This window comes from Arthrobacter sp. PAMC 25486 (genome assembly GCF_000785535.1).
Classification (GTDB): Bacteria; Actinomycetota; Actinomycetes; order Actinomycetales; family Micrococcaceae; genus Specibacter.
Genome location: NZ_CP007595.1, coordinates 3,336,671 through 3,352,525, shown reverse-complemented (window position 1 = coordinate 3,352,525; position 15,855 = coordinate 3,336,671). Strand labels below are relative to the sequence as shown.

18 protein-coding genes are annotated in these 15,855 nt (G+C 65.2%); 4 read left to right on the top strand and 14 right to left on the bottom strand.

Annotated elements, in window-relative coordinates:
• Positions 1–14: 14 nt before the first annotated feature.
• Both art_RS15345 and art_RS15340 read left to right on the top strand, forming a co-directional pair.
• A complete protein-coding gene (locus art_RS15345; protein ID WP_038466195.1) occupies positions 15–4,973 on the top strand; it encodes a DEAD/DEAH box helicase in 4,959 nt (1,652 codons plus the stop codon).
• A gap of 245 nt (positions 4,974–5,218) precedes the next feature.
• Positions 5,219–6,028 (top strand): DNA-formamidopyrimidine glycosylase family protein, encoded by an 810-nt coding sequence (locus tag art_RS15340; protein WP_038470486.1) that lies wholly within the window; start codon positions 5,219–5,221, stop codon positions 6,026–6,028.
• 6 nt (positions 6,029–6,034) lie between these two features.
• Here the strand turns inward: art_RS15340 and art_RS15335 are convergent, their stop codons facing one another.
• The 3 genes from art_RS15335 to art_RS15325 form a co-directional block, all read right to left on the bottom strand.
• On the bottom strand, positions 6,035–6,685 hold the full coding sequence (locus art_RS15335) for a maleylpyruvate isomerase family mycothiol-dependent enzyme (RefSeq protein WP_038466193.1): 651 nt from the start codon (positions 6,683–6,685) through the stop codon (positions 6,035–6,037).
• Between the two features lie 157 nt (positions 6,686–6,842).
• A complete protein-coding gene (locus tag art_RS15330) occupies positions 6,843–7,874 on the bottom strand; it encodes a CU044_5270 family protein (protein WP_038466190.1) in 1,032 nt (343 codons plus the stop codon).
• The gene (locus tag art_RS15325) at positions 7,849–8,436 is read right to left on the bottom strand and encodes an RNA polymerase sigma factor (protein ID WP_052136622.1); all 588 of its coding nucleotides are present in this window, start codon (positions 8,434–8,436) and stop codon (positions 7,849–7,851) included. Before art_RS15325 ends, art_RS15330 begins: the two co-directional genes overlap by 26 nt.
• 154 nt (positions 8,437–8,590) lie before the next feature.
• Here art_RS15325 and art_RS15320 point away from each other — a divergent pair, with 154 nt between their 5' ends.
• Positions 8,591–9,514: a pseudouridine synthase gene (locus art_RS15320; RefSeq protein WP_038466188.1), complete on the top strand. Its 924-nt coding sequence runs from the start codon at positions 8,591–8,593 to the stop codon at positions 9,512–9,514.
• A gap of 166 nt (positions 9,515–9,680) precedes the next feature.
• Here art_RS15320 and art_RS15315 read toward each other — a convergent pair whose 3' ends face one another.
• From art_RS15315 to art_RS15265, 11 genes are all read right to left on the bottom strand, one after another.
• The gene (locus tag art_RS15315; protein WP_038466186.1) at positions 9,681–10,067 is read right to left on the bottom strand and encodes a hypothetical protein; all 387 of its coding nucleotides are present in this window, start codon (positions 10,065–10,067) and stop codon (positions 9,681–9,683) included.
• Positions 10,064–10,660: an Asp23/Gls24 family envelope stress response protein gene (locus tag art_RS15310; RefSeq protein ID WP_052136621.1), complete on the bottom strand. Its 597-nt coding sequence runs from the start codon at positions 10,658–10,660 to the stop codon at positions 10,064–10,066. The genes art_RS15315 and art_RS15310 overlap by 4 nt, the downstream gene beginning before the upstream one ends.
• On the bottom strand, positions 10,651–11,220 hold the full coding sequence (locus art_RS15305; RefSeq protein WP_253901373.1) for an RNA polymerase sigma factor: 570 nt from the start codon (positions 11,218–11,220) through the stop codon (positions 10,651–10,653). The genes art_RS15310 and art_RS15305 overlap by 10 nt, the downstream gene beginning before the upstream one ends.
• A 119-nt stretch (positions 11,221–11,339) precedes the next feature.
• Entirely contained in the window at positions 11,340–11,597 is a 258-nt protein-coding gene (locus tag art_RS15300) for a GlsB/YeaQ/YmgE family stress response membrane protein (RefSeq protein WP_038466183.1), read from the bottom strand.
• A gap of 44 nt (positions 11,598–11,641) precedes the next feature.
• Entirely contained in the window at positions 11,642–11,869 is a 228-nt protein-coding gene (locus art_RS15295) for a CsbD family protein (RefSeq protein WP_038466181.1), read from the bottom strand.
• Between the two features lie 30 nt (positions 11,870–11,899).
• A complete protein-coding gene (locus tag art_RS15290; RefSeq protein WP_038466179.1) occupies positions 11,900–12,511 on the bottom strand; it encodes a hypothetical protein in 612 nt (203 codons plus the stop codon).
• The gene (locus art_RS15285) at positions 12,508–13,104 is read right to left on the bottom strand and encodes a hypothetical protein (protein ID WP_038466176.1); all 597 of its coding nucleotides are present in this window, start codon (positions 13,102–13,104) and stop codon (positions 12,508–12,510) included. Before art_RS15285 ends, art_RS15290 begins: the two co-directional genes overlap by 4 nt.
• Positions 13,101–13,481: a hypothetical protein gene (locus tag art_RS15280; RefSeq protein ID WP_038466173.1), complete on the bottom strand. Its 381-nt coding sequence runs from the start codon at positions 13,479–13,481 to the stop codon at positions 13,101–13,103. Before art_RS15280 ends, art_RS15285 begins: the two co-directional genes overlap by 4 nt.
• Positions 13,478–13,669, bottom strand: coding sequence for a DUF2273 domain-containing protein (locus art_RS15275; RefSeq protein ID WP_038466171.1), 192 nt, complete (start codon positions 13,667–13,669; stop codon positions 13,478–13,480). The genes art_RS15280 and art_RS15275 overlap by 4 nt, the downstream gene beginning before the upstream one ends.
• Positions 13,666–14,094, bottom strand: a complete 429-nt coding sequence (locus tag art_RS15270; protein WP_253901605.1) for an Asp23/Gls24 family envelope stress response protein — start codon at positions 14,092–14,094, stop codon at positions 13,666–13,668. Before art_RS15270 ends, art_RS15275 begins: the two co-directional genes overlap by 4 nt.
• A 420-nt stretch (positions 14,095–14,514) precedes the next feature.
• Positions 14,515–14,820, bottom strand: a complete 306-nt coding sequence (locus tag art_RS15265; RefSeq protein ID WP_038466169.1) for a hypothetical protein — start codon at positions 14,818–14,820, stop codon at positions 14,515–14,517.
• A 117-nt stretch (positions 14,821–14,937) separates the two neighbouring features.
• Between art_RS15265 and art_RS15260 the strand changes: the two genes are divergently transcribed.
• Positions 14,938–15,735: a VOC family protein gene (locus art_RS15260; RefSeq protein WP_157875287.1), complete on the top strand. Its 798-nt coding sequence runs from the start codon at positions 14,938–14,940 to the stop codon at positions 15,733–15,735.
• The last annotated feature ends 120 nt before the right edge of the window (positions 15,736–15,855 follow it).

Here is a 15,855-nt window from a genome sequence, read left to right as displayed (position 1 = left end):
CCGCAGCGGCCCACATGGCCATGAACCAGTTCGCCGCACCCACGCGCGAGTGGTTTCTCGGCGCGTTCGGCTCCCCCACGCCTGCCCAGTCGGGCGCCTGGGCCGCGATCGCCGGCGGCGCCCATTCCCTCGTGGTGGCGCCCACAGGTTCCGGCAAGACGCTCGCCGCCTTCCTCTGGGCCCTCGACGGCCTCATCGCCAGGGAGAGTTCCGCCGCTTCAAGCACGACGCCGGATCCAGGCCAATTGCCCATCGGCGCTTCGGACGACGGCTCCTGGGGCGACGGCGCTTCGGGAACGGGCACCGCGCGTGCGTCCGCCGCGAAACGAAGCGCCCCGGAGAAGTCCGGCACCCGGGTCCTGTATCTCTCCCCGTTGAAGGCCCTGGGCGTTGACGTCGAACGAAACCTGCGCGCACCCCTGATCGGCATCACCCAAACCGCCGCCCGCCTGGGACTCGACGCCCCGCATGTCAGCGTCGGCGTACGATCCGGGGACACCCCCGCCAATGAACGCCGCCGCCTGCTCAGCCACCCGCCGGACATCCTGATCACCACGCCGGAATCCCTGTACTTGATGCTGACGTCGAAGGCGCGCGAGACCCTCACCGACGTGCACACCATCATCATCGACGAGGTCCACGCCGTTGCCGGCACCAAGCGCGGCGCCCACCTCGCCGTCTCCTTGGAACGTCTCGACGCCCTGTTGGACACCCCGGCCCAGCGCATCGGCCTCTCCGCCACGGTCGAGCCGCACTCCACCGTGGCCCGCTTCCTCGGCGGCTTGGCTCCCGTCACCATCGTGGCCCCGGCCAGCACCAAGACCTGGAACCTGGGCGTCACCGTCCCGGTCGCCGACATGACGGAACTGCCCGCGCTGGCCGCCGCCCACGATCTGGGCCCCGCCTCCGGGCTGGCACCCAACGCCTCCATCTGGCCGCATGTGGAGGAAAAGATTGTGGACGCCGTCCTGGCGAAGAAGTCCACCATCATTTTCGCCAACTCACGCCGCCTGGCCGAGCGGCTTACGGGCCGGCTCAACGAGATTTACGTGGAACGGCTGGAACTTGCGGCGCTGGGCAATTCTGTTGCAGATACGTCCGACGGCGCACTCTCCTCCTCTGAACCGTGGCGGGCCGCGCCGTCCCCGACCAGGCTCCCGGCGGAGATGATGGCGCAGGCCGGGGCCGTTGCTGGCGCACCGAATGTCCTCGCCAAGGCGCACCACGGCTCGGTGTCCAAGGAGCAGCGGGCGCTGATCGAGGACGATCTCAAGTCCGGGCGGCTGCGTGCGGTGGTGGCCACCTCGAGTCTGGAACTGGGCATCGACATGGGCGCCGTGGACCTGGTGATCCAGGTGGAGTCGCCGCCGTCGGTGGCCAGCGGCTTGCAGCGCGTCGGCCGCGCCGGGCACCAGGTGGGCGAGATATCAGAGGGCCTGCTGTTCCCGAAACACCGGGCAGATTTATTGCATGCGGCGGTCACCGTGGAGCGGATGCTGGCCGGGGCGATCGAACCGCTCTCGATCCCGGCAAACCCGCTGGACATCCTCGCCCAGCAAACCGTCGCAGCCACCGCACTGGAATCCATTGGCGTGGATGAGTGGTTTGAGACGGTGCGGCGCAGCGCCCCCTTCACCGCCCTGCCACGCTCGGCCTTTGACGCCACACTGGACCTGCTCGCCGGACGCTACCCCTCGGACGAGTTCGCCGAGCTGCGCCCGCGCATCATTTGGGACAGGAGTGCCGGCACCATCACGGGGCGCCCCGGAGCCCAGCGGTTGGCCGTCACCTCCGGCGGCACCATCCCGGACCGCGGCCTGTTCGGCGTTTTCATCGTTGGCTCGGACGAATCGGACGCAGGCAAGGCTGCAAAGGGCGGACGCCGTGTGGGCGAACTCGACGAGGAGATGGTCTATGAATCCCGCGTCGGTGACGTCTTTGCCCTCGGCGCCACGAGCTGGAAAATCGAGGACATCACCTTTGACCGGGTCCTGGTCTCCCCCGCGTTTGGCCAACCCGGCAAGCTGCCCTTCTGGAAGGGAGACTCCCTCGGGCGGCCAGTTGAGCTCGGCCGGGCACTGGGCGCTTTCATCAGGGAGGTCAGCGCCGCCCCGCGCAAAAAGGCCCTCGCACGCTGCACGGCCACCGGCCTGGACGAATGGGCGGCCAACAACCTGCTCGGCTACCTCGACGAGCAAAAGGCTGCCACCACCCAAGTCCCCGATGACAAGACGCTCATGGTGGAACGCTTTCACGACGAGCTCGGCGACTGGCGCGTGGTCCTGCACAGCCCCTTCGGCATGCCGGTCCACGCCCCGTGGGCACTAGCCGTCGCGGCCAGGCTGCACGAACGCTACGGCCTGGACGGTTCCGCCATGGCCTCCGACGACGGCATTGTGCTGCGCGTGCCCCTCATGGATGACGAGCCGCCCGGTGCCGAGCTGTTCATGTTCGACCCCGAAGAGCTGGACGGGATCGTCACGGCCGAGGTGGGCGGATCGGCCCTGTTCGCCAGCCGTTTCCGCGAATGCGCCGCCCGTGCCCTGCTGCTGCCGCGCCAGAACCCGGGCAAACGCTCGCCCCTGTGGCAGCAGCGCCAGCGCTCGGCCCAGCTACTGGATGTGGCCCGGAAGTACCCGCAGTTCCCCATCGTGCTCGAAACCGTGCGCGAATGCCTGCAGGACGTCTACGACCTCCCCGCACTGAAGGACATTGCCGCCGCCCTCGAGCGCCGCGAGCTGCGCATTGTGGAAACCACCACCAACGAGCCCTCCCCCTTCGCCCGCTCCCTGCTCTTCGGCTACGTGGCCAGCTTCCTCTACGAGGGCGACTCCCCGCTCGCCGAGCGCCGCGCGGCAGCCCTTTCCCTGGATCCCGCCCTGCTGGACGAGCTGCTGGGTCGCGCCGAGCTGCGCGAGCTCCTGGACCCCGACGTCATCGCACTTACCGAATCCCAGCTGCAGCGCTTGGCCGGCAACGGCAAGGACAGCGACCGGCGCGTCCGCGGCCTGGAAGGTGTGGCGGATTTGCTGCGCCTCCTCGGCCCACTCACGGTGGAGGAGGTTGCCGCGCGACTGCTTCCCTCCGCTCCCCCAAACCAAGAAACGGACGACGCCGGCCTGCCGCCTGCCACGGCGGATCAGTCTGGCACTACGGTCGAAACCGCCGCTGCGCACCCTCCTGGTGACGGGCCCGGGCCCCACGAGCAAGCAGCCCACCGCGCCACGGCCTCCTCCCACCTCACCGAGCTGGTTGCCGCCAACCGCGCACTGTGCGTGAACATGGCTGGGGAAGAACGGTTCGCCGCCATTGAGGATGCGGCACGGCTGCGCGACGCCCTCGGTATTCCGCTTCCCATGGGTGTTCCGCTGGCGTTCATCGAACCCGTGGCGGACCCACTTGGCGACCTGATCGGCCGCTATGCCCGCACCCACGGCCCCTTCACCGCGGCGGAAGTTGCCGTGCGGCTGGGACTGGGTGTCGCCGTCGTGCATTCAGGGCTGGCCCGGCTGGCAGCGGACAGGCGCGTCACCGAGGGTGAGTTTTTACCGGCCGGTTTTGCCCGGACGGAGGGCGCTTCGGAGTGGTGCGACGTCCAGGTTCTCCGGCAGCTGCGCAGCCGGTCGCTGGCAGCGCTGCGGGCGGAGGTCGAACCCGTTGATGCGGCGGCCTTTGCCCGGTTCCTGCCCGCCTGGCAGCACGTCACAGCGGCGTCCGGCTCCCCTGCGCTGCGTGGATTGGATGGTGTCCTAACGGTGGTGGACCAGCTCGCGGGAGTGCCAATTCCGGCGTCGGCGTGGGAGCCGCTGGTGCTGGCCGCCCGTGTTGCCGACTACTCCCCCGCCATGCTCGACGAGCTGACCGCAACCGGTGAGGTACTTGTTTCCGGCGCCGGTTCCATCGGTTCCAATGACGGCTGGCTGAGCCTGCATGTGGCTGATTCGGCCGAACTGACGCTGAGCACGGCGGCAGATTTTAATCCTACGGAATTCCAGCAGCGCCTCTTGGACGCTTTGGGCAACGGCGGCGCGTACTTCTTCCACCAGCTGCGGGAAATGACCGCGGACGGGCCGGATCAAGTGGCTTCCGACTCGGACCTTATCACTGCCCTCTGGGAACTTTTCTGGGCCGGACGCATCAGCAATGACACCTTCGCCCCCGTCCGCGCCCTGCTGGCCGGCGGGCACACGGCGCACAAGCAGAAGGCCCCTCCCTCGCGCCTCCGCCCCGGCAGGAGCGGCCGCTACGGCCGCCTGCCGGGACGCGCCGCCGGCGTGCAGCGCGGCGCCCCGCCCATGGGTGCGGGCCGATGGAGCCTGCTGCCCGTTGCGGAGGCTGCCGCGGACAGCGCCCAGACCACCCTGCGCAGCCATGCCCTTGCCGAGCTGTTCCTGGACAGGTACGGGGTGGTGACGCGCGGTTCCGTCATGAACCACGGCCTGCCCGGCGGCTTCGGGCTCATGTACAAGGTCCTTGCCCGGCTGGAGGAAAGCGGGAAGTGCCGCCGCGGCTATTTCATCGAACACCTGGGAGCGGCGCAATTTGCCGTCTCGGCCACGGTCGATCGGCTGCGCACCTTCAGCGAGGACGCCTCACTGAACCCTCGTCCGCCGCAGGCCCTGGCCCTCGCCGCCACGGACCCCGCCAATCCTTACGGCGCGGCCCTGGCCTGGCCGCCGCTGGATTCCGGGCATCGGCCCGGGCGCAAGGCGGGTGCCCTGGTGGTGATGGTCGACGGCGCACTGGTCCTGTATGTGGAGCGCGGCGGCCGCACGCTGTTGTGCTTCAGCGACGATGAGCCAGTGGTGGCCCTCGCGGCTGCGGCGCTGGTCCAGGTGGTGAGGCGGGGCGCCATCGCCAAGATGGCCATTGAAAAGGTCAACGGTCTTGACGTGCTGGGCACGCCTCTGGCCGCGGCCCTGCTGGCGGCTGGCGCGTACAGCTCGCCCAGAGGGGTGCGGATCCGTGCCTGACCCGCCCCCTGAAACGCTCGCTCACATATGGGGCGTTTTTCCCCGATGCTCGCTCACATATGGGCCGTTGTGGTCAAACGCTCACTCACTGCACCACGTGCCATGTCCTGCAAACGCTGTCGCACTTGTTGCGATAGCGTCCCCGAAAATAGGTGCCATTGCTGCGTTGGCTTTGGGTAAGTTGACTAACATGAGTGATTCGTTGATGTTTGCAGGCTCCGACTTTGAGCAGCAGCGGGCGCAGCGTGCCTGAGGGCGACACCGTCTGGCGGCAGGCCCGGGACCTGCAAGCCGTGCTCGAAGGGCAGTTTCTGACGTCGAGTGATTTCAGGATTCCTGCGCATGCGACTCTGGATCTGAGCGGATCGGCGGTGTCCCGTGTGGAGTCGCGCGGCAAACACCTGCTCATGTTCGTGGGCGGGCAGGTGATCCATTCACATCTGTCCATGGACGGGCATTGGGACATATACCCGGCGGCGCCCGGCAAGGCAGCAAAGTGGCGGCGCCCGGCCTATACCGCCCGGGTGGTGCTGCAAACAAGGCTGGCAACGGCTGTGGGCTTTTCGCTGGGCACGATGGAAGTCCTGCCGGAAGCGTTGGTGGCAGACGCCGTCGGACATCTTGGGCCCGATCTGCTGGGGCCGGGCTGGGATGCGGAGGAGGCGCTGCGGAGGCTGTTGGCCGAACCCGATCGGGCGATTGGGTTGGCTCTTTTGGATCAGCGCGATCTCGCAGGGATCGGCAACATTTACCGGAACGAGCTGTGTTTCCTGAGCCGTGTTCACCCCGCTGCGGCGGTGGCGCAGGTGCCGGACCTGCCGCGGATGGTGGGGATGGCGAAACGGCTGCTCGAGGTTAACAAGGACCGCCCCCAGCGCTCAACGACGGGCGGGCCGGCGCGGGGCGAGGCGGCATCGTGGGTCTACGGCCTGGCCGGAAAGCCGTGCAAGCGATGCGGGGTGCTCATCCGGCACGCCAAGCTGGCCGATCCAGCCTTTCCCGCCCGCGCCGCCCGGGATATTTATTGGTGCCCGCGCTGCCAAGTTGGGCCATGAACGCTGCTAGTTTCCGATTTTATCGAGCCGAGAGCGGAGGACCTGCACACCTGGCCCCTGTAGATCTTCGAGGTAGGCGGCGCGTCCGGCCAGTGCCATGACCAATGCCAGTGTCGGCCCAATGACAAGCGCACCCTCGCCGAATGCGAACCGCCCGTCGTCTGCCTGGAGCCGGAGTCCTGCGGCGTTCGACTTGCTGGAAACGGCGAAGTTGCGGCTTGCGAAGAATTCCGCGACCGGTGTAAGCGCATCAATGCTGGGCGCGCCAGCTAGGCCCAACGGGCGGCGGATGTCCTGGGCGTGCACCACAACTTCCCCTAGGTAGGCCGCAGTATCTGCTGTCGGTGCGGTGGTACTGGTGATGATGGCCCGGAACCGCGTCAGGGTTTCGGCTGGCGTGGCACCCATCTGTTCATTCAGGCGCCGGAAATTGTGCACATCGGGGCGGAACCGGGCGCCAAGCATGCTGCGGATCCAACGTAACTGGCCAATGCTGGCCGCCGCGGTCAGGTGCGCCACCACCTGCTCAACGTTCCACTCCCGGCAGAGGGTGGCTTGGTGCCATTGCTCGGTTGCGAGTCCGGACAGGTCCTCCGCGAGCGCGGCGCGCTCGGCATGAGCCAGTGCCCACAACTCCGTGTCGCCATTCTTTGCCATGCGTTTGTTGCCTCCATGCCGTCTGCGTGGCTCCAATCCTATGGGAGAACGCTTTAACGCAAGCAGCTGGCGCGGTTTGCCCCGTTCGTTGAGCCAACCGCACCAGCAAGTCTTTTGTTATTCGCACGCGCTGCCATTCACACAGCGTCGGTGCTGGCTAGGGTGCCGAATCGACCACCGTGGTGCGAATGGTTGTCCAGCCCACAATTGTCCCGGCGGGGATGGAGCCCATGGCCTTGGTCAGCACTCGGCGTTCCCCAATCAGTTGGCCCGTGGCCGGATCAACAATTATTTCTTGGCGCATGTCGGAGACGCCCTCATCCCGGCCAATCGCCACTCCGGTCTGGCCGTCCAACGTGGCTTGGTTGTCAGTGATGGTCACCCCGGGAATGAGTGCGGCTGCTTTGTACAATGCCGCCCGCAAATCTGCCGGAACAATGCCTGTTCCTAGCAGGTCAGCTATGTAGACCAGGGCTTCACCATCAATGGACTGTCCCTTGATGAAGGTAGTTTTGTATATCCCATTGAGTAATTCCCGAGGATCGCGGGAGTAGTTCGCCAGTTCCTTTTCACCTGGAAATGAACTTACCGAATCATAGAAGGCCCCGCCCTTGCCGCGGAGCAGAGCAGAAGTGTCCCCCATTTCCTCTTTTTGATTCAAGGCAACTTCTTTGGCTTCGTCGCCAAAAAAGGTGGTGGGGATGCGCCCGGACCTTTCCCACACCCATTCCTGATCACGATCGGCAGGCACATACATTGACATCGTTTCAGTGTCCAGCCAATCCACCTCACCATGAGCGCCAGCCCCGTCAGGAGGATTGTGCGCGCTGGAACTCGTCATCCACAAGTTCGTGCTGTCGATCTTCAAGTACTGTCCCGGTCCAACCACCGGATCTGAAGTCCTAATGGCCATCTCGGCGGCCTGGTTGAGTACCTCCGCGGCCTCGGCAGTGGAAGCTCCGCGCCAGCCGGCGAGCCCAACAACATTGGTGGCCACCAGAGCCGTTGCCAAACCCAGGGTCGCGACGGAACCGAGCGTTATCCGCAAAGCCTTGGTCCGCCGTCGACCCTTCATCTTGGACCGCGGATCTATCCGCTGCAGCAGTTGCTGCCGGCCGCCGTCGATCACGGCGTCCTTGACGGTCGGGGTGTCCGTGCGCATGTCACGCAGTAGCTGGAGATCGTCCATGATCTGCCTCCTCAGTGTTGTCCAGGTGGGCGCCGGCGGCATCTTTGAGGATGCGCCGGGCCCGGTTGAGTCGTGACCTCACAGTGCCGATGGGGACCTTGGTGGCCGCGGCGATGCCCTCGTAGCTGAGCTCGGCCCAGGCGTAGAGCAGAATGCACTCCCTGTCCCCCGCCGACAGTTTCCGCAGCGCGCCGGCCAGGGACGACGTGGCCGCCGCGGCATCGAGTTGTTCGGCGATCCGTTCGGTGCTGTCGGCATAGCCCTCACGCCCCGATGCCTTGGCCATGATTTTCAGCACTTTCGCCTCGGTCCGGTGGTGCTTGCGCAGCAGGTTCGTGGCAATCCCAAACAACCAGGGCCGCGCATCCTCCCAGGCATGGTCGAAGGAATCACGCCGCTCGAAGGCGACCAGAAAGGTCTCGGCCATGACGTCCTCGGCCGCCGACTCGCCGGCCCGGCGGGCGGCGTAGCGGTAGATCATGCGGGCGAATTTGTCGTAGAGCGCGGTGAAGGCGTGGGGGCTCTCACCGGAGCTGCGAATGATGCCACTGTCTGTGGTCACACTATGTATTGCCGGGTGGGCCGAAAAAGGTTCACGGGCTGGGGCGTTGTGTTTGCTGGTGCTTTCTTGTAGGCGGTCCCCCAATGATCGTTTCCCCGCCCTAACAAGGTGATTGGTCTGGCTCCCGCGGAACGCTCGGTACCCTTGAATGGTGATGAAATCTCCCCTTCCCGTGCGCGATGGCGTCAATGCCACCCGCATGCGCATCCCCGTTGAGGGCCCCTGGACCACCGCCATGGAATACGTGCTGGACAAGTTCAACCATGTCGACCCCGTGGGCATTGTGGACCGATTTGAGCGCGGCGAGGTCAAAGCTCTCGGCGGGGAGATCGTCACGCCGAGCACGCCGTTGAGAGAGCATTTGTTCATTTGGTACTACCGTGAACTGCCCGTGGAGAAGCGCCTGCCCGTGGAGCTGTCCATCCTGCACCAGGACGAGGATCTTGTTGTCGTGGACAAGCCGCACTTTTTGCCCACCACGCCCGGCGGCATGTATGTGCAGGAATCGTCCCTTGTCCGCCTGCGCGTGCTCCTTGACCTGCCGGATTTGGTGCCCATCCACCGACTCGACCGCATGACGGCGGGTGTGCTGTTGTTTTCCGCCAACCCGGAGACCCGCGGCAAATACCAAATGCTGTTTGAGAAGCGTCGCATTGAAAAGACCTACCGTGCCGTGGCACCGGTCCGTTCCGACCTGGAGTTTCCACTGGTGGTGCGCAGCCGCATGATCAAGTCACGCACGTACCTGCTGGCCCAGGAAATCGAGGGAGAGCCGAATGCGGAGACCCGGATCGAGTTGATGGACACGCGTACATCTGCGTCCGGGCAAACCTTGGGCCTGTATGACCTCCAGCCGCACACCGGCAAGACCCACCAGCTGCGCGTGCACCTGGCGTCGCAGGGCATTGGCATCCTGAACGACCCGTTCTACCCTGTCCTGCACGAACAGGCACCGGACGACTACACGAAGCCGCTGCAACTCCTGGCCCACAGCATCTCCTTCACCGACCCGCTGACCCGCGAGCCGGTGAAGTACTTCTCGGAGCTGGAACTCTCCGAGTTCCCCGACCACAAATAGGCGCCGCCGCAAAAACAACGTGGGGCCGGGGTGCCCTTGCGCCCCGGCGGGAGGGGTAGAGAGCGAGCGTTGCCCAGATACGCCCCGTATGTGAGCGAGCGTCGAGCAAAACACCCCGGAAGGTGCTGCGGCGTTGGGTCTTGAGGGGTGATTCCGTGGATCTTGCTCAGACGCCGATGGCCGACACCTCCACCACAGCCTTCACACCCACTTCCGGACGCTGGACTGACACCAGGGCCCGAACCGCACCCGCCACGGCACGAGCCAAGGCAGGCGCCGGCTGTGAACCGTCGGTGCCGATCCGGACCCTAACGGTCATGACCGGCCGCGTGAACCCCCCAGCGCCGGCCGGGAACGCGCCGTCGTCCGTGTCCAACAAATCCGCGCCTTCCTCGGTGCACACAACAAACGGCACGGGAGCAGCATCACCGCCGGGCCCCAGCAGTGCACCCAACTGCTTTACCGCCGTCACCCACATCGGGTCGGCCGCATAGACAGTGGCCACGCCGCCCATTCCCAGCACCAGCTGGCGGATCTCTTCTTCAAGGCTCATGGCCGTTCCTCCCCCACCCCGCCGGGACCATCCCCAAGCGGCGGCCGCATATCGGTAAATGCCACGTGCACGGCAACCACGTTCAGCTCTGTCTGGGCCAGTAATTCGTCAAAGACAGCCGAACGCAATGCCTCAGCCAGCGTTGGCAACGGGTAGCCATACCTGGCGGAGACGTTGATCTTCACTTCCACGGGAGCCCCCGCAACGGAAATGTCGCCTTCCAAACGGCAGCTGCCCACGAGCACCCCGCCCAAAGAGTCGCCCACTGAACGGACCAAGGCTATGACGGCTCCTTCCGTTTCAGTGAGTTCGTCCAAGTCACCGCCGTCGAGCGGAATCGGGCGGCCTGCACGGGTTTCCAGGCGGAGGTTGGCCAGAATGCCGTCCAGCCAACCTGAATCGTCGGCAAAGGCGGCAACGTCGTCGTCCAGCAGTTCCAGTGCGGCAGCGCTGAGGCTGCGCAGCCCGGCAAGGCGGGCCTGGCACTGGGGACAGTTCTCAATGTGTGCGGCATCAGGGGACTCGCCGGTGTCCAGGTAGTCGCTGAGGTCTTCGATGCGCCTGCCGCAATCCTGCGTGGGGTTCATCGCCATTCCTCCATTTCCTTAACAAGCGTGGTCCGTGCCCTGGCCAGCCGGCCGCGCACACTGGTTTCGCTGATGCCCAGCTCCTCGGCGATTTCCCCATAAGACAGCCCGCCGAATTCTTTCAGGACCCAGCATCTTCGCTGTTCTTCCGGGAGGCGCCCCAGCGCACCATGCAACGCGCGACGCGCGGACCTGGCAACCGCAGCCTCGTCCGGCGTGGGCTTGCGGTCCGGAGCATCCGGTTGGTCATCCAAGCTCTCATGCGTTTTGCGGCGCCGGCCTGCATCGATGGCCCGGTGCCCCACAATCCGCATGAGCCACGCCTTCACGGCCGTGCCATCCTGCACGGTGCTGATGTCCTTCCACGCAGTGATCAGCGCTTCCTGCACCACATCGTCGGCCTCCTCAAAGGTCCGTACCAGCCGGCGGGCATAGGCGCGCATGAGCGGGCCGTGCCTGCGGGCAAGCATTTCAAAGGCCTGCGCGTCACCGTCGCCGGCCCGTTCCGCCAAGACGGCATCGGGGGCGTCAGCGAGTTTGTGTGGCAAATCCTGCAGTCGTTTCACCGTCTGGTGCCCTTTCCTGGATTCCCGGCTGTGTCCCAAAGCAATTGCTTGCGAACATCCACGCACCAAAGGCCGGCAGACGGGAGACGCCTGCCGGCCGGAGGGCGGGTGGGTGGGTGTTACTTGCGGCCTTTGATGGCGCCATAGGCTGCGGCAACAACGAGTCCGCCACCAATGGACAGCAGCCACGTCTTGATGTTAAAGAAACCACTGAGGTCAACATTGAAGATGATGGATCCCAGCCAGCCGCCGACCATGGCGCCGACAACGCCAAGGATGATGCTGGTGATCCAGCCGCCCTGCACCTTGCCCGGCATGACAGCCTTGACGATGGCCCCAACGATCAGGCCCAGAATGATGAAGCTAAAGAAACCCATGGTGTTCTCCTTATGCGATCTGTCTGCTTACTTGGTGGTGCTTTTTACTTGGTGAAGCCGTTCTTGAGCTTCTGGGCGGCATGCTTGATGTTCTCGCCAGCCTCGGCAGCTGCATCCTTGATCTTCTCGCCAGCCTGCTTGGCCTCGGCGGACACCTGATCCATGCGACCTTCCTGCTCAAGCTGGGAGTCGCCCAGCAACTTGCCGGCCTCTTCCTTTGCCGAACCGAGGCCCTTTTCAGTGCTGTTGCTGATCTTGTCGTGCAATCCCATGTTGCTCTCCCTTGATTGTTTGTGCTTTGTTCATGCCACGCGTTCGGTGCGGGCAAATCTAGTGCGCGTGCCGGCCTTGATACGGACCAGCACGGGAAGTTGGGTGCCGAGCAGTCCGTCCAGTTCACCCACCAGATGTTCGACGGCGGATCCCACCTCAGCGGGTGAGGCACCTTTGCGTGCCTGGACACTGATTTTCAACCCGGTGCCGCCGGCTGCACCCTTGGTTTTCCATGACTGCACCGAGGTAGAGAGCACCTGCGTGTTCCCTGCCAGGGCCGACTTGATTGCCTCGGCAGCCACGGCCGTGTCCACCGTGGTGTTTCCGGTTTCGGCGTCCTGCCGGGCCAGCTGGTTGCTGCGTCCGGTGCCTTGTGAGGCAATCCAGCACACCAGCAGTACCGCCAACAGGAGGAAACCCGCCAGGACGGCAACCGTCCACCAGCTGATGCCGGTTTCGCCGATCTGTCCGGCCGCCAGATTTTCCTGGACGCTGTCCCACATCAGAGTGCCGGCCGCCGTCCAGTCCTGGGCGAAGCTCTTGTTGGTTCCGGCCCAGGCTGCGGCGCTGCCGGCAACAATCAGGACTACGCCTAACACTCCCAACAACATCCGGTTCAACCCGCGAGGTGTGCCGTTCATGCGCCCACCACCCCCTGCGTGCTGGTGGTGATGCCAACTGTCAAGGGTCTGCGCAGCCCATAGCCTGACACTTCGCTTTCGACCGCCTCGCGGATGACATCGGTGTCCACTGTCAGTCCCGAGCTGGGGCGGACCACAACGTCGATGTGCTTGTGCCCCACACTGCTTGTGACTTGTTCCGGTGCCAGCCGGGCCGACGTGCGGGCGGCCCTTGATACGGCCGCGGCCAAGACTTCGCTGTCAATCACGACGGCGGAGCGGTCGCTGCCGACAATGTGCCGGGGTTTGGTGCCTGGCAGGAGCGCTGCCGCCAGCAAGGCCACGCCGGCCAATGCCACAGCTATACCGGCTCCCACGAGGGCTCCCGGAATAGTTGCCGTGGCCAGCGATGCTGCGTGCCGCGCCAGCTCCACAGGCGACATCAGCAAGGCGCTGTTTCCTGTGGCTGAGAGGATGAGTTCCACAGCCAGCCATGCCAGGGCCACGAGCAGCACCGCCGCAACCACGATGGACAAGGCTGCCCGGCTGGAACGTGTTTCCCGCAAACTTATCCTGCTGATCATCCGCGGGTCCATCGCGTGCGCGTTTCTCATTGGACCCTCCTTGCGTTCACGTGTTGTCCCTCATGAATGCCGGTGAAGCGGACATCAACCCGACCGACGGTTGACCCGGCCAGTGCATGGATGCGCGAGGCAACCACCGCCCGGGCCGAGGCCGCCCGCTCAAACACGGTGCCGCCGTCGCCCATTAAGGACATGGCCAACGGAACGGCGAGCGAGACGCTAACTTGCCCCTGCTCGTCGTGCACCCCGGCCCTGACATTCCGCCGCGGCACGTTGAATGCCTCGGCGGCGATTGCTGCGACCAGCTGCGCTATGGTGCCGGAGGAAATGCTGGTGTATCCGGCACGCTTGCTTTGGCTTTTCTGCAGACTTTCTTCCTGTTCAAACCCCAGCGTGCCGGCACTCATGACGAGGTGCGCTTCCCGCGGAGAGCGTCAAAGGCACCGCGCAGGTCGAGCCTGCCATCCACACTTCGGCCGATGACTGCCCCCACAGCCATGAACAGGGCCACCAGCAACATCGCCCAAAAGCCGAAAACCAGGGCAGAAATGGCCAGGATGGCACCTATCGCGGCACCGGCCAGGGTGGCACTCATGAGACGCGGGATTCGCGCTGGCCCGTCTGGGCGTCATCGTCGGCGCGCTTGTTCTGGGACGGCTTCTCATCGTCATCGGAGGCGATGTGAATGTCGGTGATGGCGACGTTGACCTCTGTCACTTCCATGCCGACAACGTCTTCGACCGCCGCATAAATGGCGTCTCGAACATCGTCTGCAACCTTCTGCAGCGGGTGCGGATATTCCACCACGAGGGTGACATCGACGGCCACTTGGGTCTGGCCGACTTCAACGCTGACACCCTGGGTGAGGTCCTTCTGGCCAACGGCTTCGCGGATGCTTCCCAGTGCGCGGGCCGCGCCACCGCCGAGTGCGTACACTCCGGGGATGTCCTGGGCGGCGATGCCGGCAACCTTGGCCACCACCCCGTCTGCCACGGTTGTGGTGCCGCGGCTGGTGGCAATCTGTCGTGACGCCGCGTTGCTGGCTGCGCTGCTGGGCGTGGCCTGGGTCTTGTTCTGAGGCTGAGTAGTCAAAATAATCACTCCCGAAATTCTTCGTGTCGATATTTTTTCAAGCTCGGTGCCATTTGGCGCCTGTAAAGATAAGGCGTACAGAACGGTAACATCCTCACGGTCACTTTGCTGTGAACTGTGTCACATTTCTCTTGTGGTCGGTTGATGTCTTCGAAACCAACGGTGAGGGCGCCTCGGGGCCGCACCTGCAGGCTCGCGAGGAACGGGGCCGAGGGAATGCCCCGATCTCGGCGGCACCTGCCGTGATGACGGGGGCAACCCGCCAAACACCGCCGAAGATACACGGCCCTCAACGGTTGTCGCCGTTTTCGGCACACGGGCCCCACACCGCGCCGAGGCGCAGGAAAGTTACACGGTGAGCCACTTTCCGGCTGAGCGGCGGAAGGTGCGCAGCGCGCCTGTGGTGGCCACCATGTTCACACCATGGGCCATGGAAACCGCAGCATTACGCGCAAACTGGTTCTCGGCGTCGTACTCGCTGGCTACCACCATGAAACGCACGGTGATGCGCGGGATTCCGGCCACAATGTCCAGCTGGTTCGCCTCGACCACATGGGAGGCGCCGACGGCCGCGACGGCCATGTCCATGACTTCTTCAGGTGCGTGGCCGGGGCGCAGTCCGGTGATTTGGATGGTGGCGCGGAAGGAAGGCATTGCCCAATTCTAGGTGGCCCGCGGCTGTGCAAAGGATTCGGCACCGGCTCTGGCGGGGCGGAATCAGCAGTCATAAACTCGGATGTGGCACTGGAAACGCACCATTGAGGAGTGGACATGAGCCAACGAAATGAGTATCCCGCCGGAGTTCCCTGTTGGGTGGAGACGTTCCAGCCCGACGTGGACGCGGCATTGTCCTTCTACAACACGCTGTTTGGCTGGGACCCGTTCGGACCCGGACCGCTGGGCGACGATGGCAGCTACTACGTGGCGCGGTTGCGTGGTTGGGACGTGGCGGGAATCGGCTCACTGCCGGCTCCTGACATGGCCACGACCTGGCTGACCTCGGTCGCGGTTGCTGCTGTCGATGTCGCTGTGGAGGCGGTTACGCGCGCCGGCGGATCGGTGGTCACGGCGCCGATCGATGCCGCTCCCGCCGGGCGGTCCGCCGTGGTGGCCGACCCCTTCGGCGCCGTGCACGGACTATGGGAGGGCGCTTCACGGGCCGGCGCACAGCTGATCAATGAGCCCGGGGCGTGGGCCATGAGCCAGCTGGCCTCGCCCGACCCCGGCCTCGCAGCCGAGTTTTATGCAGCTGCCTACGGCTGGACCACGGAAACGTTTGGCACGGGCGACGGCATGGTCACGTTGTTTCGGCTCCCCGGCTATGTTGGCGGACTCCCAGAGCAGCCGGTTTCCCGCGAAGTCGTGGCCACAATGGTGCAAGGCCACGGTCCCGCGCAGTGGAGCCCCAATTTTTGGGTCCCGGACGCCGGTGCGGCGGAAAAGCTGACCGCAGAGCACGGCGGGCGTACGGTGGTGCCCGCATTCACGACGCCGCCCGGCACCACAGTGGTCCTCGTTGACCCGCAGGGCGCCCTGTTTTCGGTGACGGGCGTGGACCGGACGGGCTGATCCGGGCGGTCCCACGCAAAATGACACCGATCCCGCTTTCTGACACCGGGATGGGCGGTGTCAGAAAGCGGGATCGGTGTCATTGTCCATAAGCGGGTGGGCCCACGCGCCCGAGGGACC

Bases quoted from the DNA above. Each gene is read 5' to 3' on its own strand.
- art_RS15290 (WP_038466179.1), bottom strand. From the start codon at position 12,511: ATGAACGGCACACCTCGCGGGTTGAACCGGATGTTGTTGGGAGTGTTA.
- art_RS15265 (WP_038466169.1), bottom strand. From the start codon at position 14,820: ATGCCTTCCTTCCGCGCCACCATCCAAATCACCGGACTGCGCCCCGGC.
- art_RS15260 (WP_157875287.1), top strand. From the start codon at position 14,938: ATGAGCCAACGAAATGAGTATCCCGCCGGAGTTCCCTGTTGGGTGGAG.
- art_RS15280 (WP_038466173.1), bottom strand. From the start codon at position 13,481: ATGAGTGCCGGCACGCTGGGGTTTGAACAGGAAGAAAGTCTGCAGAAA.
- art_RS15330 (WP_038466190.1), bottom strand. From the start codon at position 7,874: ATGGACGATCTCCAGCTACTGCGTGACATGCGCACGGACACCCCGACC.
- art_RS15315 (WP_038466186.1), bottom strand. From the start codon at position 10,067: ATGAGCCTTGAAGAAGAGATCCGCCAGCTGGTGCTGGGAATGGGCGGC.
- art_RS15320 (WP_038466188.1), top strand. From the start codon at position 8,591: ATGAAATCTCCCCTTCCCGTGCGCGATGGCGTCAATGCCACCCGCATG.
- art_RS15300 (WP_038466183.1), bottom strand. From the start codon at position 11,597: ATGGGTTTCTTTAGCTTCATCATTCTGGGCCTGATCGTTGGGGCCATC.
- art_RS15295 (WP_038466181.1), bottom strand. From the start codon at position 11,869: ATGGGATTGCACGACAAGATCAGCAACAGCACTGAAAAGGGCCTCGGT.
- art_RS15310 (WP_052136621.1), bottom strand. From the start codon at position 10,660: ATGGCGATGAACCCCACGCAGGATTGCGGCAGGCGCATCGAAGACCTC.
- art_RS15345 (WP_038466195.1), top strand. From the start codon at position 15: ATGGCCATGAACCAGTTCGCCGCACCCACGCGCGAGTGGTTTCTCGGC.
- art_RS15335 (WP_038466193.1), bottom strand. From the start codon at position 6,685: ATGGCAAAGAATGGCGACACGGAGTTGTGGGCACTGGCTCATGCCGAG.
- art_RS15275 (WP_038466171.1), bottom strand. From the start codon at position 13,669: ATGAGTGCCACCCTGGCCGGTGCCGCGATAGGTGCCATCCTGGCCATT.
- art_RS15285 (WP_038466176.1), bottom strand. From the start codon at position 13,104: ATGAGAAACGCGCACGCGATGGACCCGCGGATGATCAGCAGGATAAGT.